Annotated in this window: 12 protein-coding genes and 1 tRNA gene; 3 read left to right on the top strand and 10 right to left on the bottom strand. The window is 64.1% G+C overall.

What is annotated here, in order from left to right:
- Positions 1-6: 6 nt before the first annotated feature.
- Together AC5P98_RS02240 and radA are read right to left on the bottom strand one after the other, a co-directional pair.
- The gene (locus AC5P98_RS02240) at positions 7-1,866 is read right to left on the bottom strand and encodes an ATP-binding protein (protein ID WP_049404405.1); all 1,860 of its coding nucleotides are present in this window, start codon (positions 1,864-1,866) and stop codon (positions 7-9) included.
- A 135-nt stretch (positions 1,867-2,001) separates the two neighbouring features.
- Entirely contained in the window at positions 2,002-3,378 is a 1,377-nt protein-coding gene (gene radA, locus AC5P98_RS02235; RefSeq protein ID WP_014646395.1) for a DNA repair protein RadA, read from the bottom strand.
- Positions 3,379-3,527: 149 nt separating this feature from the next.
- On the opposite strand from radA, the gene AC5P98_RS02230 reads away from it, so the two are divergent.
- Complete coding sequence (locus AC5P98_RS02230) at positions 3,528-5,585, top strand: putative bifunctional diguanylate cyclase/phosphodiesterase (RefSeq protein WP_049404407.1); 2,058 nt, start codon at positions 3,528-3,530, stop codon at positions 5,583-5,585.
- A gap of 220 nt (positions 5,586-5,805) precedes the next feature.
- On the opposite strand, the gene cyoD is transcribed toward AC5P98_RS02230, so the two are convergent.
- The 4 genes from cyoD to cyoA are packed head-to-tail and all read right to left on the bottom strand — an operon-like array spanning position 5,806 to position 9,822.
- Positions 5,806-6,147 carry a cytochrome o ubiquinol oxidase subunit IV gene (gene cyoD / locus AC5P98_RS02225; RefSeq protein WP_005415725.1) on the bottom strand — a complete coding sequence of 114 codons (342 nt, stop codon included), beginning with the start codon at positions 6,145-6,147 and terminating at the stop codon, positions 5,806-5,808.
- Complete coding sequence (cyoC, locus tag AC5P98_RS02220) at positions 6,147-6,785, bottom strand: cytochrome o ubiquinol oxidase subunit III (protein ID WP_014646393.1); 639 nt, start codon at positions 6,783-6,785, stop codon at positions 6,147-6,149. Before cyoC ends, cyoD begins: the two co-directional genes overlap by 1 nt.
- On the bottom strand, positions 6,782-8,779 hold the full coding sequence (gene cyoB / locus AC5P98_RS02215) for a cytochrome o ubiquinol oxidase subunit I (protein WP_032956371.1): 1,998 nt from the start codon (positions 8,777-8,779) through the stop codon (positions 6,782-6,784). The genes cyoC and cyoB overlap by 4 nt, the downstream gene beginning before the upstream one ends.
- A 2-nt stretch (positions 8,780-8,781) precedes the next feature.
- Complete coding sequence (cyoA, locus tag AC5P98_RS02210; RefSeq protein WP_014646391.1) at positions 8,782-9,822, bottom strand: ubiquinol oxidase subunit II; 1,041 nt, start codon at positions 9,820-9,822, stop codon at positions 8,782-8,784.
- Positions 9,823-10,177: 355 nt separating this feature from the next.
- Between cyoA and AC5P98_RS02205 the strand changes: the two genes are divergently transcribed.
- Both AC5P98_RS02205 and AC5P98_RS02200 read left to right on the top strand, forming a co-directional pair.
- Positions 10,178-10,813: a GyrI-like domain-containing protein gene (locus AC5P98_RS02205; protein ID WP_049404409.1), complete on the top strand. Its 636-nt coding sequence runs from the start codon at positions 10,178-10,180 to the stop codon at positions 10,811-10,813.
- Between the two features lie 13 nt (positions 10,814-10,826).
- Positions 10,827-11,162, top strand: a complete 336-nt coding sequence (locus tag AC5P98_RS02200) for a hypothetical protein (protein ID WP_049404411.1) — start codon at positions 10,827-10,829, stop codon at positions 11,160-11,162.
- A 93-nt stretch (positions 11,163-11,255) separates the two neighbouring features.
- Here AC5P98_RS02200 and AC5P98_RS02195 read toward each other — a convergent pair.
- The 4 genes from AC5P98_RS02195 to AC5P98_RS02180 all read right to left on the bottom strand — a co-directional run bounded on the left by AC5P98_RS02195 (position 11,256) and on the right by AC5P98_RS02180 (position 18,106).
- A tRNA-Thr gene (locus AC5P98_RS02195) sits at positions 11,256-11,331 on the bottom strand.
- Between the two features lie 85 nt (positions 11,332-11,416).
- Complete coding sequence (locus AC5P98_RS02190) at positions 11,417-11,743, bottom strand: hypothetical protein (RefSeq protein ID WP_041863164.1); 327 nt, start codon at positions 11,741-11,743, stop codon at positions 11,417-11,419.
- The gene (locus AC5P98_RS02185) at positions 11,740-12,690 is read right to left on the bottom strand and encodes an RHS repeat domain-containing protein (protein ID WP_227863666.1); all 951 of its coding nucleotides are present in this window, start codon (positions 12,688-12,690) and stop codon (positions 11,740-11,742) included. Before AC5P98_RS02185 ends, AC5P98_RS02190 begins: the two co-directional genes overlap by 4 nt.
- Before the next feature lie 28 nt (positions 12,691-12,718).
- Positions 12,719-18,106, bottom strand: a complete 5,388-nt coding sequence (locus tag AC5P98_RS02180; RefSeq protein WP_049404413.1) for an RHS repeat domain-containing protein — start codon at positions 18,104-18,106, stop codon at positions 12,719-12,721.
- Positions 18,107-18,126: the final 20 nt, after the last annotated feature.

Raw genomic sequence — 18,126 nt, 5'->3', positions numbered from 1 at the left:
CGGTGCTCAGCGCAGCATCTGCTGCAGGGCACCGGCGATATCGGCAAAGGCGCCGTTGAGATCCGGGCCCTGCGTGGCGGTCGTTGCCCGGGCCAAGGGACGGCCCTGCGCAGCGACGATGATCTTCAGCGAGCGCAGCAGGCGCGCCGCCGCTTCGGCCTGCGGGTGGCCCTCGCGCTGGGCGCGCAGCAGCGCCTGCACCGCCGGGTTGTCGAGGTTGAGGTACAGCCGCGAGGGTGCGCGCGATTCGATGCGTGCGGTGAACTGGCGCGCCAGGCGCAGCGCCGCCATCGAAACGCGCTTGTCGTTCTCGTCGTCTTCCAGGCGCTGCTTCAGTTCGGCCTCGCGGTCGGGCACCACCACCACCGGCAGTGCTTCCGGGCTGAAACGCGCCGGCAGCAGCTGCTCGCCATCACCCAGCTGTTCGCGCAGCCAGGCCAGCTGCGCATCGTCGAGGCTGTCATCGCTGCGGAACAGTGCGCGATTGCCCTGCTCGGTGCCGAGTTCAACCAGGCGCAGGCCCTTGGCCTGGGCCCAGCGCCGCAGGAACGGCACCACCGCGTAACGATGGCCATGCGCGACCGGCACCCCCATCGCGCGGAACAGCATCTCTTCGAAGCCACCGCCATTGTCGAGGATGACATGCACGGCACCGCGCGCCGGCAGGGCACTGGCCGGCAGGTCGCCCTGCGAGGTCGGCACGCGCACATGCTCCATCAGCAGGTCGAACAGGCGGTCATCGCACAGCGCCGCGCCCAGCAGCGCCTCGTTGTGGCGGCTCAATACGCGTCGCCACGCCTCCGGCTGCTGCCGCGCAACGTCGGCCAGACCATCGATCAGCGCCTCCAGCAAGGCATGTTGCACAGCGCGGTACTGGTCATCGCGCTGCAGGTCTTCGCGGCTGGCGGTGGGAGTCAGCCGCGAGGATTCGATCACCCCGCCGATGAAGCCAGCCCACGGCGGCAGCAGGTCACGGGCATCGTCATCCAGCAGCATGCCGCGCACGAACACCGACAGGTTGCGGTTGTCGCTGGTGCCATAGGTGGCACCATCCTGCACCCACAGCAGGCCGGTGGCATCGCTGTTGCCGTCGGCACGCAGCGGCACGGTGACGATCGGCTCGAAATCGTGCTCGAAGCGCGCGGCGAACTGCAGTGCCTGGCGGCGTGCCTGCACCGGGTGCACGGCCACGTCACCCTGCCCCCGCCACGGCGGCGGCTCGGGGTTGAGCGCTTCGGTCGCAGCACCGATGAAGATCGGTTCGGACAGCAGCGCGCAGTAGCGGCCCAGCACCTCGTGCAGGCGCGCCTCGTTGGCCAGCGGCAGGAAGTCCGGATGCAGCTCCAGTTCCACCTCGGTGCCGACCGCACGTGCCGGCACTTCGCTGACGGTGTACTGCTCGGCATTGCTGGACACGTACAGATGGCCCAGCTCCGGCGTCTGGTACGAGGTGGTACGCACGCTGACCCGGCGCGCCAGCACGAAGGCCGACAGGAAGCCGAGGCCGAACATGCCGATCAGGCCTTCATCATCCTCGCCGCCCTGGCGCAGGCCACGGGTATAGCCGACGCCGACGGTGGCCAGGTAGTCGTGGATCTCCTGGCGGGTCAGGCCGGCACCGGTATCGGTGATGCGCAGCACGCCGGCACCGGCATCGACCTGCACCGAAATGCGCGAAGGCACCTGGACGCCGGGCTGCTCGATGCGGCGGCGGATGATCGAGTCGTGCGCGTTCTGCACCAGTTCGCGCAGCGCCACCACCGGGGTGGAATACAGGTGCTTGCCCAGCACCGTCATCAGTCCATTGAGATCGACCCCGGCACGACGGATCTCGGCGTTGGGGGCGGTGAGCGCGGTGTCCTGCATGTAATCGTTTACTCCTGGGCACGGAAAGGCGCCAGAGGGCGCCTTCGTCGAGCGGGAAAAACTAGCACAGCCAGCCTGACCGTTGCCGTATATGACGTATGTGGAGGCAGGCCCCGCAGCAGTCCCCCCAGTGCCTCACGCCGCGTCGATGGCCTCGGACAGGCGCTCCACCGCGATCACTTCCATGCCTTTCACCGATCCGCCCTTGGGCGCATTGGCCTTGGGCACGATGGCGCGTTTGAAGCCATGGGTGGCGGCCTCGCGCAGGCGGTCTTCGCCATTGGGCACCGGTCGGATCTCGCCGGACAGGCCCACCTCGCCGAACGCAATCGTCTTTTCCGCCAGCGGCCGGTCCTGCAGCGACGACAACACCGCCAGCAGCACCGGCAGATCGGCCGCGGTCTCCTGCACGCGGATGCCACCGACCACATTGACGAACACGTCCTGGTCGCCGACCAGTACGCCGCCATGGCGATGCAGCACCGCCAGCAGCATGGCCAGGCGGTTCTGCTCCAGGCCGACCGCGACACGGCGCGGATTCGACAGCGGCGACGCATCGACCAGCGCCTGCACCTCGACCAGCAGCGGCCGGGTGCCCTCGCGGGTGACCATCACGCAGCTGCCCGGCTGATGGGTGCTGCCGCCGGACAGGAAGATCGCCGATGGATTGGAGACCTCCTTCAGGCCCTTGTCGCCCATCGCGAACACGCCCAGTTCGTTGACCGCACCGAAGCGGTTCTTGAACGCGCGCAGCAGGCGGAAGCGGCTGCCGCTCTCGCCCTCGAAATACAGCACCGCGTCGACCATGTGCTCGAGCACGCGCGGGCCGGCGATGCCGCCCTCCTTGGTCACGTGGCCGACCAGGAACACGGCGGTGCCGGTCTCCTTGGCGAACCGGACCAGCCGCGCCGCGCTCTCGCGCACCTGGCTGACCGATCCCGGCGCAGCGGTCAGGCTCTCGGTCCACAGGGTCTGCACGGAGTCGGCCACGATCAGCCGCGGGCCGGCCTTGGACGCATGCTGCAGGATCGATTCGACCCCGGTCTCGGCCAGTGCGTTGACCCCGTCCAGCGGCAGCTCCAGGCGGTGCGCGCGGCCGGCGACCTGCGCCAGCGATTCCTCGCCGGTGACGTACAGCACCGGCAGTTCGGCCGCCATCTTCGCCACCGCCTGCAGCAGCAGGGTCGACTTGCCGATGCCCGGATCGCCACCGACCAGCACCACCGCGCCCTCGACCAGGCCACCGCCCAGCACCCGGTCGAACTCGCCGATGCCGGTGGAGACCCGGCGATGCTCGGTCTGCTCCACGTCCTTCAGGGCGGTGATCTTCGGCGGGTCGATCTTGCCGGCCCAGCCGGCCCGGCGCGAAGCCGGCGCCTTGGCCGCCGCCGCGCTTTCCAGCACGATTTCCGACAGCGAGTTCCAGGCGTTGCACTCGGTGCACTGGCCCTGCCACTTGCTGAATTCGGCGCCGCATTCATTGCAGACGTAGGCGGTGCGGGCTTTTGCCATCGGATGATTTCCAGCAACGGGAACAGGCGTGGCAGGATAGCCGAGCCGGGTCGCAGGTGCTGCGACCACTCAAGTCCTGCCCACCTGCGCCGATAGGGGTCGCGGGCGTGCGCCTTGCGGGCGCCCCTCCCTCCCCCACTGGATTCATCATGACTGGCAGCTACAGTCAGAGCCTGGTCATCATCTCCCTGCTGGTGGCCATTCTTGCTTCGTACACGGCGCTGGACATGGCCGGGCGCCTGGCCACGGCCGAGGGTCGCGTGGCCCGCTGGTGGCTGGCCGGCGGCGCGGCGGCCATGGGCCTGGGCATCTGGTCGATGCACTTCATCGGCATGCTCGCCTTCGACCTGCCGATTCCGGTGGGTTACGACCTTGGCATCACCCTGTACTCGCTGGCGGTCTCGATCGGCGCCTCGGCCTATGCGCTGTGGCTGGTGTCGCGGCCCAGCCTGCCGTGGCGCCGGCTGCTGGCCGGGGCCGTGCTGATGGGCCTGGGCATCGCCACCATGCACTACCTGGGCATGGCGGCGATGCGCATGCAGCCCGGCATCGACTACCACCCGGGCTGGTTTGCCGCCTCCATCGCGGTGGCCATCGGTGCCGCCGGCGCCGCACTGTGGATCGCCTTCCGCCTGCGCGCCGAGCGGCGCAACACCCTGCTGCTGCGCGCGCTTGCTTCGCTGGTGATGGGCCTGGCCATCGTCGGCATGCATTACACCGGCATGGCGGCGGCGCGCTTCCCCGAAGGCAGCATCTGTGGCGCCGTCGGCAGTGGCGGCATCGACACGCGCTGGCTGGCAGTGCTGGTGATCGTCACCACCGTGGCCACGCTGGGCATCGCCCTGGTCGCCTCGCTGTTCGACCGGCAGATGCGCGTGCGCACCGGTCTGCTGGCCGATTCGCTGGCGCACGCCAACGACAAGCTGATCCAGGCCGCGCTGCACGACCCGTTGACCCAGCTGCCCAACCGCATGCTGCTGCAGGACCGCATCGAGCAGGCCATCGAGAAGGCGCGGCGCCGCAACCATGCAGTGGCGGTGATGTTCTGCGACCTGGACGGCTTCAAGGCGGTCAATGATGCGTACGGCCACCAGCTCGGCGACCGCCTGCTGGTGGCGGTGGCACAGCGCATCGGCGGCCAGCTGCGACCGCAGGATACGTTGGCCCGCCTCGGCGGCGATGAGTTCGTGATCGTGCTGGCCATCGACATTCCCGACGATGCGGTGGTGGTGGCCGAGCGCATCATCGCCGCGGCCGGCGAACCGTTCCTGCTGGATGCGGCCGAACTGCAGGTCAGCGCCAGCCTTGGCATTGCCCTGTACCCGGATGACGCCGGCAACGAGCGCGAGCTGATGGCCCACGCCGATGCGGCGATGTACCACACCAAGGAAACCGGGCGGAACGGCTACACCTTCTTCACCCCGTCGATGCAGCTCAGTGCCAACCGCCAGCTGCGCCTGCTGCAGGACCTGCGCAAGGCCATCGCCCGCGACGAACTGATCCTGCATTACCAGCCCAAGTTCCCTGCCGCCGGCGCACCGGCCACCGGGGCCGAAGCGCTGCTGCGCTGGCAGCACCCGGAGCTGGGCCTGCTGGCGCCGGACGTGTTCATCCCCATTGCCGAGCGCAGCGGCCTGATCCTGCCGATCGGTGACTGGGTATTGGACCGCGCCTGTGCGCAGCTGCGGGCATGGCACCAGGCCGGGCATACGGAATGGACAATGGCGGTGAACCTCTCGCCGCTGCAGTTCGCCTCGCCGGCACTGCTGGACAGCGTGCGCGAGGTGCTGCACCGGCACCGGATCGAACCGGCGCGGCTGACCCTGGAGATCACCGAGACCACGGCGATGAAGGACGTCGATGCCAGCCTCGCGATTCTCAACGACCTGACCGCAATGGGCGTGCACATCGCCATCGATGATTTCGGTACCGGCTATTCCAGCCTGCTGTACCTCAAGCGCATGCCGGCCACCGAACTGAAGATCGACCGTGCGTTCGTGCACGACCTGGAGCGCAATGACGAGGACGCCGCCATCGTCTCGTCGATCATCGCGCTGGGCCGCACCCTGCAGCTGCAGGTGGTGGCCGAGGGCGTGGAGACGCAGGCGCAGCGCGAGTACCTGAGCGAACTGGGGTGTGATCAGTTGCAGGGTTACCACCTGGGCCGACCGATGGACGCCGAGGAATTCCTGCGCCGGGTGGGGTGAGGCGCCAGGTCCGGGGTCGGATCCCTTGCCGCAGGCAAGGGATCTGACCCCATCCACGCATGGCGTGGATCTCCTGGTAGAGCCGGCCGCTGGCCGGCTTCGCGTAATTGCCGGCCAGCGGCCGGCACTACCAGCCTGGTGGGTGCACCAAACGCGCAACCACAGCAAACAGAAAGGCCGCCCGAGGGCGGCCTTTCTGCGTGGCAACGTCGCGAGGACGTCAGTGCATCATGTGCACGTTCATGTTGTGCATGACCCACAGGGTGCCGATCACGATGATGCCGATCACCACAACGGTGAAGGCCGCAGCGTTGACGTTCCAGCGGCTTTCCGAAGAGCGGTCCAGGTGCAGGAAGAACACCAGGTGGACCAGCATCTGCAGCACCGCGGTGACCGCGATCACCACACCGTTGACGGTGCGCGAGAAATCACCCGACATCACCATCCAGAACGGGATGACGGTCAGCACCACCGCCAGCACGAAGCCGATCAGGTACGACTTCACGCTGCCGTGGCTTTCGCCGCCGGTGCCGTGGTCGTGTGCGTGGTTGTCATGTGCCATTACAGCGCTCCATTGAGGTAGACGACGGAGAACACGCCGATCCAGATCAGGTCCAGGAAGTGCCAGAACAGGCTCAGGCACGCCATGCGGGTCTTGTTGGTCGGGGTCAGGCCGTACTTCTTCAGCTGCACGAACATCACCAGCAGCCACAGCAGGCCGGCGCTGACGTGCAGGCCGTGGGTGCCGACCAGGGCGAAGAACGCCGACAGGAAGGCACTGCGGTCCGGACCGTAGCCCTGATGGATCAGGTGCTGGAACTCATAGACTTCCATGCACATGAAGCCGAAGCCCAGCAGCCAGGTAACCGCCAGCCACAGGAACATCTGGCCAACCTGCTTGCGGTGCATGGCGATCATGCCCAGGCCGAAGGTCAGCGACGAGGTCAGCAGCAGCGCGGTTTCCCACGCCACGAACGGCAGTTCGAACAGGTCCTTCGCGGTCGGGCCACCATCGGTACCGCCTGCCAGCACCACGTAGGTGGCGAACAGCGAGGCGAAGATGAGGCAGTCGCTCATCAGGTACACCCAGAAACCGAAGACGGTGTTGCCGCCGGTGTCGTGGTGCTCGTGGTCGTCATGGCCATGGGCCGCCGCGTGCGCGGCGTGCCCGTGGCTCAGGGTCGAGGTATTGGTGCTCATGCCTTCAGCTCCGACTTCACCAGGCCCTGGGCTTCCAGGTGCTTGCGGTGTTCGTTCTCGATGCGTTCCACCTCGGCGGCCGGGACCCAGTAGTCCACGTCCTGGTCGAAGGTGCGGTAGATGAACGTGGCGATCATGCCGACGAAGCCGACGATGGCCAGCCACCAGATGTGCCAGATCATCGCGAAGCCGAACACCAGGCTGAAAGCACCGATGACAACGCCCGTGCCGGTGTTGCGCGGCATGTGGATGTCGGTGTACTTGGCCGGCTTCGGCCAGGCTTCACCACGCTGCTTGCGCTCCCAGAAATCGTCCAGCTCGGTGACTTCCGGCAGCGTGCCGAAGTTGTAGAAGGCCGGCGGCGAAGAGGTTTCCCACTCCAGCGTACGGGCATCCCACGGGTCGCCGGTCAGGTCGACGGTCTTCTTGCGGTCGCGGATCGAGACGGCCACCTGGATGATCTGGCACAGGATGCCGGCGCCAACGATGAAGGCACCTGCGGCGGCGATCAGCAGCAGCGGCTCATAGGCCGGGTTGACCGTGCTCTGCAGGCGACGGGTCATGCCCATGAAGCCCAGCACGTACATCGGCATGAAGGTCACGTAGAAGCCGATGAACCAGCACCAGAACGCGCACTTGCCCCAGAACTCATTGAGGCGGAAGCCGAACATCTTCGGCCACCAGTAGGTGATGCCGGCGAACATGCCGAACACCACGCCGCCGATGATGACGTTGTGGAAGTGGGCGATCAGGAACAGGCTGTTGTGCAGCACGAAGTCGATGGCCGGGATCGCCAGCATCACGCCGGTCATGCCGCCGATGACGAAGGTGACCATGAAGCCGATGGTCCACAGCACCGGGGTGGTGAAGTGCACGCGGCCGCGGAACATGGTGAACAGCCAGTTGAAGATCTTCACGCCGGTCGGGATCGAGATGATCATCGTCGTGATGCCGAAGAAGGCATTGACGTTGGCACCGGAGCCCATGGTGAAGAAGTGGTGCAGCCACACGATGAACGACAGCACGCCGATGCAGGCGGTGGCATAGACCATGCCCTTGTAGCCGAACAGCGCCTTGCGCGAGAAGGTCGCGATGACTTCGGAGAACACACCGAACGCCGGCAGGACCAGGATGTACACCTCCGGGTGACCCCAGATCCAGATCAGGTTGATGTACAGCATGGCGTTGCCGCCACCGTCATTGGTGAAGAAGTGCGTACCCAGGTAACGGTCCAGGGTCAGCAGCACCAGGGTGATGGTCAGCACCGGGAAGGCAGCGACGATCAGCACGTTGGTCACCAGGGCGGTCCAGGTGAACACCGGCATCTGCATCAGCTTCATGCTGGGGGTACGCATCTTCAGGATGGTGATGAAGAAGTTGATACCGCTCAGCGTGGTACCCAGGCCTGCGACCTGTAGACCCCAGATGTAGTAGTCCATGCCGACGCTTGGACTGTATTCGATGCCCGACAGTGGCGGGAATGCCAGCCAGCCGGTGGCAGCGAACTCACCGATCCACAGCGACAGCATGATCAGCACCGCACCGGACACGAACAGCCAGAAGCTGAGCGAGTTGACGAACGGGAACGCGACGTCGCGCGCACCGATCTGCAGCGGCACGGCCAGGTTCATCAGGCCGGTGATCAGCGGCATCGCCACGAAGAAGATCATGATCACGCCGTGGGCGGTGAAGATCTGGTCGTAGTGGTGCGGCGGCAGGTAGCCCTCGGAGCCACCGACGGCGATGGCCTGCTGGGTACGCATCATGATGGCGTCGGAGAAACCGCGCAGCAGCATGACGAAGGCGACGATGAGGTACATCACGCCGATCTTCTTGTGATCCACCGAGGTGAACCACTCCTTCCACAGATAGCCCCACAGCTTGAACTTGGTGATCAGGGCGACGACGCCCAGGCCACCAAGAACCGCGCCGATCAACGTCGTCAGGACGATCGGATCGTGGGGGATCGACTCAAGAGAGAGTTTTCCCAACATGTTCATTCTCCCGAACCCGCGTGGCCGGCATGGCCTGCGTGTTCGTGTTCGTTGGCATCCAGGTTTTCACCCGATTCCTTGGAATCATGCGCGTCACTGGGGGCATGGCCCTCGTGCGCTTCATGCGTGGCGGCATCGGCAGCGGCGGCACCGGCATGCGAGTGCTTCATGCCGTAATGCTTGTTGTCGCCCATGTGCTTGGCGATGACCCAGTCGAACAGGCCTTCTTCGGTCTTGCCGAAGTAGGTGACCGGATACCACTCGGCGTTGCGTGCTTCACCCAGCGCCTTGAACGAGGCCTTGTCCAGGGTCTGCTCGCCGGCGCGGACCTGGTCCAGCCACTGGCGGTATTCGGCATCGGTGACCGAGTAGGCGGTGAAGTGCATCTTGGCGAAGCCCGCGCCGCTGTAGTGCGAGGACATGCCCGGGAATTCGCCGGTCTCGTTGGCGATCAGGTGGAGCTTGGTCTCCATCGCAGCCATCGAGTAGATCATGCTGCCCAGGTGCGGGATGAAGAACGCATTCATCACCGAATCGGACGTGATCTTGAAGTTCAGCGGCGTGTTGACCGGGAACTTGATTTCGTTGACGACCGCCACCTTCTCTTCCGGATAGATGAACAGCCACTTCCAGTCCAGCGAGATCGCCTCGATGGTGACCGGCTTGACGTCCGAATCCAGCGGACGATACGGGTCCAGTGCGTGCGACGAACGCCAGGTCAGGACCGCCAGCACCAGCACGATCATGCAGGGAATGGACCACACCACCACCTCGATCGCCGTCGAGTGGGACCACTTCGGCTCGTAACGGGCCTTGGTGTTGGAGGCGCGATACTTCCACGCGAACGTCAGGGTCATGATGATGACCGGGATGACGACCAGCAGCATGAGCACGGTGGCCGTGATCAGCAGGGTCTTCTCATCCTGGCCGATCTGGCCCTTCGGACTGAGGATGGCCACCGCATCGCAACCGGTGAGCATCACCAGCAACGACAGCAGCAGGCCCGGGCGCAACCAGCGCCCAAGGGTTTTCAACGGAATCATCGGTCGATCCAATTGCGAGGGAATGCCGTTCCCCGTCCCTGCCTGTTCCGGCCAAAAGCCGGTCCCACCGGTCCGGAAGACAGGCAGGGAGGTGGGGTCGAGTCAGCCTTTCAATTTTAGGCCGTCACCCACCATTTAAGAAAGGCATTGACATTGATCGAGCGCAGGAAAGGCCCGATTCTGGCTGCGACACGTTGTCGCACCGCGCAGGTGTGACGGGCCCATGACCCAGGACTGCGTCGCGGCCCCGCGCGCTCGTGGGGCCATTCGCCCTCGTTCGGCAAAGTCACCTGAACCGGTTCAGCGTACTGGCGGGTACCTGGCGTGGGATGCTCTGCACAGGAGGAAGCCCCCGATGGACAAGATCGACTTCAAGAAGCGCGACCGGGCGCTCTATCAACCGCCCGCCGGCAGGTTCGTACCGGTCGATGTGCCGCCCCTGCCCTACCTGATGGTCGATGGTCGCGGCGACCCGAACACGGCCCCCGCCTACCTGCAGGCCGTGCAGTGGCTGTATTCGGTGAGCTATGCATTGAAGTTCGCGCTGAAGGCCGAAGGGCGCGACTACGTGGTGCCACCGCTGGAGGCGCTGTGGAGCGCCGAGGACCCGGCCAGCTTCATCGCGCGACGCAAGGATGAGTGGGCCTGGACCGTAATGATCCGCACGCCCGAGGGCATCGGCCCTACGCAGTGGCAGGCCGCGATCAGCAAGGCGCGCGCGAAACTGGGGGATGCGCCGCCCAGCCTCCGCCATGAAATCCTTGCCGAGGGCCCCAGCCTGCAGACCTTGCACGTGGGCGCCTACGACGACGAAGGCCCCGTCCTGGCGCATCTGCATGACGAAGTGATGCCCGCACTGGGTTACACCTTCGCCGGCCCCCATCATGAGATCTACCTGAGCGACCCGCGCAGGACCGACGCGGCGCGGTTGAAAACCGTGCTGCGGCAGCCGGTGCGGCCGATCAAGCCTGATGAGGATTCCGGCACATGACACAAGGAATGCCATGCACCTGATCAACCGACTGCTGCACTGGACCACCCTGCCCGCCGGGCGCCGCCTGATGGCCGTGCTGGGTGCCGCACTGGTGATCGTGCTGGCCTGCAATCCGGATCTGCTGCCGTTGTTGCCGGTGGTGGATGCGCTGGGGCTGGACGTGCTGATGCTGTTGCTGACTGCGCAGGTGGTGGCGGTCCTGCCTTGGGTGCGGGAGCGGGCCGCGCGTGGGACCACGGTGCTTGCACCCCTGCTGATCGGCGCGTTGGCGGGAGCTGCAGGTGGTTATCTCCGGCAGCTCGCGTGGTGGCTGGCACGGGATGCGGGGATGACGAGACGTTGCTGAAGGCTTGCAGCCTTCAGTGAGGTCACCATCCTATGATAACCGGCGGGCGCAAACAAAAAGCCCCGACCAAAGGCCGGGGCTTTTCACTACAACTGGTGCCGGAAACAGGAGTCGAACCTGCGACCTACGCATTACGAATGCGCCGCTCTACCAACTGAGCTATTCCGGCCTAGCTGGACATTGTAGGACTACAAGCAACATGCGGTCAATGGCTGCGCATCTACCCTCTTCATGGGCCAACAAGCCGCTACCAGCTACTGATAGTGGCTTTCACGGATGACCTTGGAACATCGCTGGTCGAGATCAACATGAAATGACTTCAGTCCACCTTCTGGCAGCAGAACCCTGTCATGGACGTGCTGGACTGAGAAGCCAATATCTGCGGTGCCGGAAGACTCCTCCGCAATGCGATACATCTCCCGTTTCCATCCCCTCGTCTCTTGGACGTAAGTCTCGATTGTCGTCACGCATCTTTCTAGCCCTTCCAACCCCTTCTCACCTCGGGGCTCCTTCGCTGCACAGCCGCCTGCCATCAGCAATGAAAACAGCAGCCCCACTTTCAAGATGACTGAGCGTTTCATCTGCGTCCCTCCATGATAGGTACGAACTCATAACCCTCATGACTTCTAATCATCCCAGGCACTCCCATTTCTTCAAGGAACTGATAGTCATACCCGTTAGCTGCAGGGCGATAACCCTCTTCCCGAGTATTCGGGTGAGTATGGAAGAATCCTATAACTCGGCAACCACACTGAAACTCTGAAGGCTTGAAAAGCACATCCTGCCCCATTTGAGCACGAGTACCAGGTTGAGCACGAATCAATTGAGGGGCGCCAACCAGGTTCGGAGCCACGATCCACCCTCCTTGTTCCCGCTTCAGCGATCCAGGTTGCCCCCACAATACAGTTGGCGCATCGGGGTTGGAGTCCTGCCAAGCTCGCTCCATCTGCCGCTTCAGCCCAGGATCTCTCGTCCAAGCAGGATCAGTCGATTGCGGAGAGCGACCGTAACTTGGTGACGCCGAAGTTGACTGCCTGCTTCCCACTGCCCCCGTGCCCATCGTTCCTCGACCTGCAGAAGAACCACCGTATGCCCCCTGCTCCAACTGGCAGTCAGTGTCTTTGCCACATGCTCGCCGGCCATCGGGATCAAAGTAGCGATATGGGTTCGAATTGGCATACCTGTAGCGTCCGAATGCTCCCACCGAATCGCTTTGGGGCGACACCGGATCCACACTAAGGAACACACCAAGGATTGGATCCATATACCGCTGCTGCATGTAACTCAAGCCCGTCGAAGCATCACTCACGTGCCCTGCATAGCCAGGCCCATCAGCAACGGACCCACCAACCACGGCGCCATAGGGCTCATAGGTGGTACGCCGGATAACGCTGCCAGCCGCGTCAGTCTCAGCGACCGGTGACCCTAACGCATCGGTATGGATATAGGTAATCGTCTCCGCAGCAGCCTGATTGAACAGTCCACCCAGAATCAGCGCGGCCCCACCTACGGTTCGACTCACCAGCATCTTCATTCCTGCGTTCATCGCGCCCACCTCAGTTCGACCAGGCCGAGCACGCCTGCGCGTTGCAGGCACGCACCTTGTAACCACCCTGGCAGCGCGTATCGAGGTCGTAGCCGATGCCTTCTGCCCTATAGGTCGCGCCGCCGCTGCTTGAACGCATGTTGTAGTAGGTGGCACCCGGCGACGCATTCCAGATGACCGAGCAGATGTTGGGGCCGCTCTTTACGATCCTCACACCCGTAGGTACGGCCGGCGCACTGGAAATCGCAACCAGGCCAGCAGCAGAACTGGGGCTGCAGCCTGCGGGATTGCAAGCACGACCACGGTAGTAGAAGTTGCCTCCGCCGCCCTTGCTGAGGGAAACGGCTCGATCCCCCGCAATCAGCGACCAGTTGGCGCCGTCAGTACTTTCGTCGATTTCATAGCGCGTCGCGTCCGCCACTTCCAGCAGGGAGATCGAGTAAGCCGCGCCGATTCCCACCCCATCCGGCACGCGCAGAACCGGGGTCGCCGGAGGACCAATCACGCGCACGCCCGCTACCGCGGACCACGGTCCGCAACCGGCGACATTGCAGCCACGCACCTGGTAGTCCCACTGTCCCGGCCAGCGGCCGCCTCGGGCCACGGCGGTCGCACCGTCTTCCTGGGCGAGTCCGAAGCCACCCCCATTGAGCTGCTCCATCAGCTGATAGCTCGTCGCTGCGGGGATTGCGCCCCACCACATGCTCACGGTTGAACTGTAGCTCACGCCACCGAGATTGATCGCCGTGGCTTGGACCGGTGGCAATGTCACGACGATACTGCCTACGGCGCTTGACGCACTGCACCCGGCGTCATTGCATGCAAAGGCACGATAGGCGTAACTGCCGGCGATTCGTCCGCTGATGGCCAGTTGATTCCCACTGATCCGGTTGATCTCAGTCCATGCTGCTCCGTTGAATTGTTCTTCAATGCGATAGCTGCTGGCCTGTGCCACGCTCGAAACAGAGACGGCGTAGCTGCCGTTGTAGCTCGCAGCAGGTACCGACAGTGCGGGTACGGATGGGGCATACAGCGCGGTAATCGCCGCTTCGGCCGAGTAGACGCCGCAGCCCTGTGGATTGCATGCTTTGACCCGATAGCGATAGGTGCCTGCCGGTTTGCTGGTCACTTGATAGGTGCGGCCAGCACCATCAAAGACCACGCTCCATCCGCCACCCACGGCCTCTTCAAGCACAAAGCGGGCGGCACCCTGTACCGCTGACCAGCTCAGGAAATAGGTTCCGTTGATACCTTGCGCCGGTGCAGTGATCACCGGCGCAGCGGTGGGAGCAAGCTCCACCTGGATGGAGGCTTCCACACCCCAAGCACCGCAGACAGTGCCATTGCAGGCACGGCCACGATAGCGATAGACGCCGGAGCTTCGCCCGGCCAGCGAAACGTTCAGCGCAGGCCCTTGATAGACAGCCTGCCAGTCACCGCCACCCGACTCCTGCACCTCGTAACGCTGCGCACCGGCAACGGCTGTCCACTGCACCGCAAACGCACCGTCCGCGCTGTAACCCGGAACCGTTACGACCAGTGCTGCAGGCGCGATATCCACGGCACGCTTGGCAACAAGGCTGCCGTTGAGCTGGATATAGTCAAAGCCCTTCGCCTGGCGCTGATCGTGCTGATAGCGCAGCACGCCATCCTGCCCATAGAGGGAACGAATGTTGCCATTGGGCGCACTGGCCAGGGTGCGGCGTCCATGCGCGTCGTACTGATAGGCCTCCTTGCCATCGACCTCGCGCAGGCGATTGCCGTAGTCGAACCGGAACGCCACGCCATTGCGGATCTTCAGGTTACCCTGGCTGTCATAGCCAAGCCCGGTCACGGTCGCACCACTGCCGACATCCCGCACGTTCGTCAACCGATTGTTGAAGTCGTACTCAAAGGACTGCCGCCGTGCACCAACGCTGGCGGTGACGATATTGTCCAGAACGTTGTACGCATAGCTTGCGTTTCCGAAGCTGGCCGCCGTCACCGTGGTCAGACGATCCAGGCCGTCGTAACGCATGTCGCGGTTTCCAGGGGCTGCCGGCAGGCCGTCACTGATGGCCGCCACATTGCCATTGGCATCGTAGTCGTAGCCGTCATCGATGACCTTGCCACCTGCACCACTGTCGGTGCTGCGATCGGGCAGGCCGCGCGCGTTCTGCGTCATCTGATGCACGACGCCGTTGCCATAGGTGAAGCCGCTCATGCCGCCGTTCGCGTAATAGCGCACGTTGGTGGCGAAGGCTCCGGCTCGCGTCGGCTGCCCCAGCGCATTCGGGCCGTAGTCGATCGTCAGGCCGGACGGCTGCACATGGGTTGCCAAGGCGCCGTTTGCATCGTAGCCATAGCCCAGCGCCCAGGCCTCGCCACCGTCGTAGGCCACGCTCTCGGACGTGGGCAGTCCACGCAGATTGTAGGTGTAGTCGTTAGTGGTGACGGCGCCGTTGTTGCGCGTCTGCACACGCTTGGCTTTCCCGCCCGGCCAATAACTCCAGTCCTGATCACCCTGGCCATCAGAGAAACGCAGGGTCAGCAAGCGATTCATGCTGTCGTAGCTGCGGTCAGCCCGCGAAGGCGACGCATAGGCAGCGTCGCTGTCGCACTGAGGGCCCAGCAACGTCAGGCCCGAGGCAGACCAGAGCAGATTGCCTGCAGCGTCATAGCCCATGCCGGTCGCACCGGTCTCAGGCTCCATGCTCTTGCACAGCCGCTGGGCGCCGTCATAGACGTACTGGCGCCGTACACTGACGCTGCCATCGTAGTTGCGCCTCAGGATCGACAGCGGTTTGCCCAGCGTGTCGCGCTGAATCTCCGTCACTACCCCTTCCGCGTGGAGAATCCGGATGGGCGTGTCCTGGCTGGGCTTGCCGTACATCAAGTAGTCGGTGGTGGTGGCAATGCCGCGCGGATTGGTCACCCTTACGCTGCCTCCGCCGATCTGCTCGGTGGTCGTGACAAGCCGGCCCAGTTCGCTGTCCTGCTCGCTGCGATTGGGGCGCCCGAGCGCGTCATAGCCGGTATGGGTGCCGGGCAGCGCCGAGCGGAAGTCGGACGCCGCGCGCGTCGGATAGGAGGTAAAAACCAGGCGCCCATTGCTGTCATAACGGGTCACCGTCTGGCGCAATGTACCGCCACGGTCCGCAGCGTCGAACGACTCTTCCAATACTGGGCGCCACAACCCATCGTAGTACGTCACCGCGCGTGCGTTGCCGGTACTGGACTCGCGCTTCCAATGTCCCGCTTCCAGCCCGATCTCCGCTCCCGCCACCTGGAAGAATCGCGTTGTAGAAGGATTCCAGGCCACGCTGTCATTGGCGGCCTGGGTCGCCAGTACGATTCGGCCCATCCCGTCGTAGTCGAAGCTTCGGCTGGCACCATTGGGCTCCACCGCTGCGCGCACCCAGCCATTGTCATCGACCTGCAGCGAGGCACTGCTGCCGTCCGGGTACGCGACACTCTGCGGCAGGCCACGCTTCCAGCTGCCAAGCGCAATGGCATTGCCCTTGCCATCGGCCACGGAGGCGAGCGTGCCATCGGCGTGATAGCCCAGCGTCTGCTGCAACGCGCCGAAGGCGTAGGTACGTTGCGGGCGCGCCATCGAGTCGAACTCGGTGCGTTCGGTCTCAATCTCAACGCCGCCAACGCTCTGTGTGCTGCGCGCGACTTGGCTGAGTATCCAACGACCCGTGTCGTCGAAGTAGGTGGTTCTCAGCGTTCGCGCGCGCCCCAACGAGTTACTCTCGGTCTGCACCACCGGCCGCACATGCGCATCGAACTGATCGGTCGTATTGACGAAGTTGACGCCATCCTGGCTGAGCACAGATTGCTTCAGGGGACGAATCTTGACGGCGAAGGGATCATCGGCCGCGGTCATCGAACCGTAGCTGTCCGGGAACGGTCCGGCCTGGACCTCGTCCGAACTCATATAGGTATTGGTGATGACCTGGACGATCTGACCGTCCGGCGCACGCACCGCCTCCTGCAGCAACTGCCCCTCGTTCTCGTCGAGTTTTCGTCCGAACACACTGTGACGGCGCGTACCATCTGGCTCCACAATCGTCGACACTGCGGAGTTGGCCAGGCCCGAGTCATATCCGCCCGACTCGTACGTCCAGGTCAAACTGCCCAACCCGGGCCCCGTCAGCGTCTTGCTGGTGATCGCGAAGAGGTCGAACGCATTGGAGGCGCGTTGCGCGTAGCGCCCACCGCCCATGTCTGCGCAAGCGGTACTTTTTACACCCAGCCGGGTGCGGCGCAGGTACTTGAACTCAAACTGTCCACGCGTTCCTGATGGATGGGTCGCGATCAGGGTGAATCCAGACTGCTCGAACGTGGGCTTGATGCAGAGCTTCGGTTCACCATCCCAGCTCTGATACTCCGGGTTCAGGCCCCCGAATCCGCCGTCCTGCCAGCTGTACTCATAGCCGAAGCGAGCACCATCCGGCTGCTGCACGGCACGCAGCGCAGGCCAGCGTGCGAATCCCATTGCACCGGAGCCCTCGTTGTACTCATAGCTCCAGGTACGGCCATTGGCTGTTGCACTTGCAATACGGTCCCCGGCATAGGCAATGGAGATGGCGCGACCATCACTGCCGCGAATGCCAACCAGCTTGTCGCCCGAATAGTCATAGGCTACCCAGTTGCCGTGGCGATCTTCGACCCGACTGGCCATCAGCAGAACACGCACCAGTTTTGAACCTACGCCCTGGCCGAGATCCATGAAACCGGCTGTTCGTTCAATACCCACATTGAAGAAGTAGCGATTCCCCGATGCATCCACGCCCAGGAATCCCTCACCGGGATAGCCATTGGCCGTCGAGCCCAGGCAACTGAGGCGCATGTTGCCCCGAGTACCCCAGCGATAGGTTTCACCGTTGGTGGGTTTAGGGTTGGAGGCGTTGGCGATCAGCAGCATCTCCTGCTCGCCCTGGTCGGGGACACGCACCTGCACGCCGGTCCATATCTCGAAGGTGCCCACGCCGGTACGCGTCTTGGGGTAGAAGGTCTGCGAGCAACGCTGGGTGGCGCCATTACCCGACTCGTTCCACTTCCAGATGGAGTCGAAGGTGGCGTGCATGTAGGGGACTTCGATGTCCCAGCTGCCGAATCCCCCCAACGGCTGCCGGTCCTTGAAGGACTGCACAGCGAGACGACGCTGCAATCGCACCGGCAGCGCGTTGTTGCCTGGCAAGTCGATGTCGGTAACGACAAATTCGGTCGACCCCGAGCTGGGGCTGATGCTATCCCCGAACAGGCTCGAGGTCAGCGGTGCCAGCCCCTCGCTGTTCTTGATCTTTTTGTAGTACTCGGTATGCGGGGTGACCGGGCTACTCGCCCAGGTCCACCCGGATGACACGACCAATGCCGCGCCCAACAACGCCTGCCACTGCCAGATACGCATGGAACATCCCTTTGTCCAAT

It is taken from the genome of Stenotrophomonas sp. YJH_SMC_135 (genome assembly GCF_059372355.1).
Note: the sequence above shows the minus strand (reverse complement) of the source record. Positions and strands in the feature narration are given on the sequence as shown.

Bases quoted from the DNA above. Each gene is read 5' to 3' on its own strand.
- AC5P98_RS02190 (WP_041863164.1), bottom strand. From the start codon at position 11,743: ATGAAACGCTCAGTCATCTTGAAAGTGGGGCTGCTGTTTTCATTGCTG.
- AC5P98_RS02240 (WP_049404405.1), bottom strand. From the start codon at position 1,866: ATGCAGGACACCGCGCTCACCGCCCCCAACGCCGAGATCCGTCGTGCC.
- cyoC (WP_014646393.1), bottom strand. From the start codon at position 6,785: ATGAGCACCAATACCTCGACCCTGAGCCACGGGCACGCCGCGCACGCG.
- AC5P98_RS02230 (WP_049404407.1), top strand. From the start codon at position 3,528: ATGACTGGCAGCTACAGTCAGAGCCTGGTCATCATCTCCCTGCTGGTG.
- AC5P98_RS02185 (WP_227863666.1), bottom strand. From the start codon at position 12,690: ATGCTGGTGAGTCGAACCGTAGGTGGGGCCGCGCTGATTCTGGGTGGA.
- cyoA (WP_014646391.1), bottom strand. From the start codon at position 9,822: ATGATTCCGTTGAAAACCCTTGGGCGCTGGTTGCGCCCGGGCCTGCTG.
- AC5P98_RS02200 (WP_049404411.1), top strand. From the start codon at position 10,827: ATGCACCTGATCAACCGACTGCTGCACTGGACCACCCTGCCCGCCGGG.
- cyoB (WP_032956371.1), bottom strand. From the start codon at position 8,779: ATGTTGGGAAAACTCTCTCTTGAGTCGATCCCCCACGATCCGATCGTC.
- AC5P98_RS02205 (WP_049404409.1), top strand. From the start codon at position 10,178: ATGGACAAGATCGACTTCAAGAAGCGCGACCGGGCGCTCTATCAACCG.
- AC5P98_RS02180 (WP_049404413.1), bottom strand. From the start codon at position 18,106: ATGCGTATCTGGCAGTGGCAGGCGTTGTTGGGCGCGGCATTGGTCGTG.
- cyoD (WP_005415725.1), bottom strand. From the start codon at position 6,147: ATGGCACATGACAACCACGCACACGACCACGGCACCGGCGGCGAAAGC.
- radA (WP_014646395.1), bottom strand. From the start codon at position 3,378: ATGGCAAAAGCCCGCACCGCCTACGTCTGCAATGAATGCGGCGCCGAA.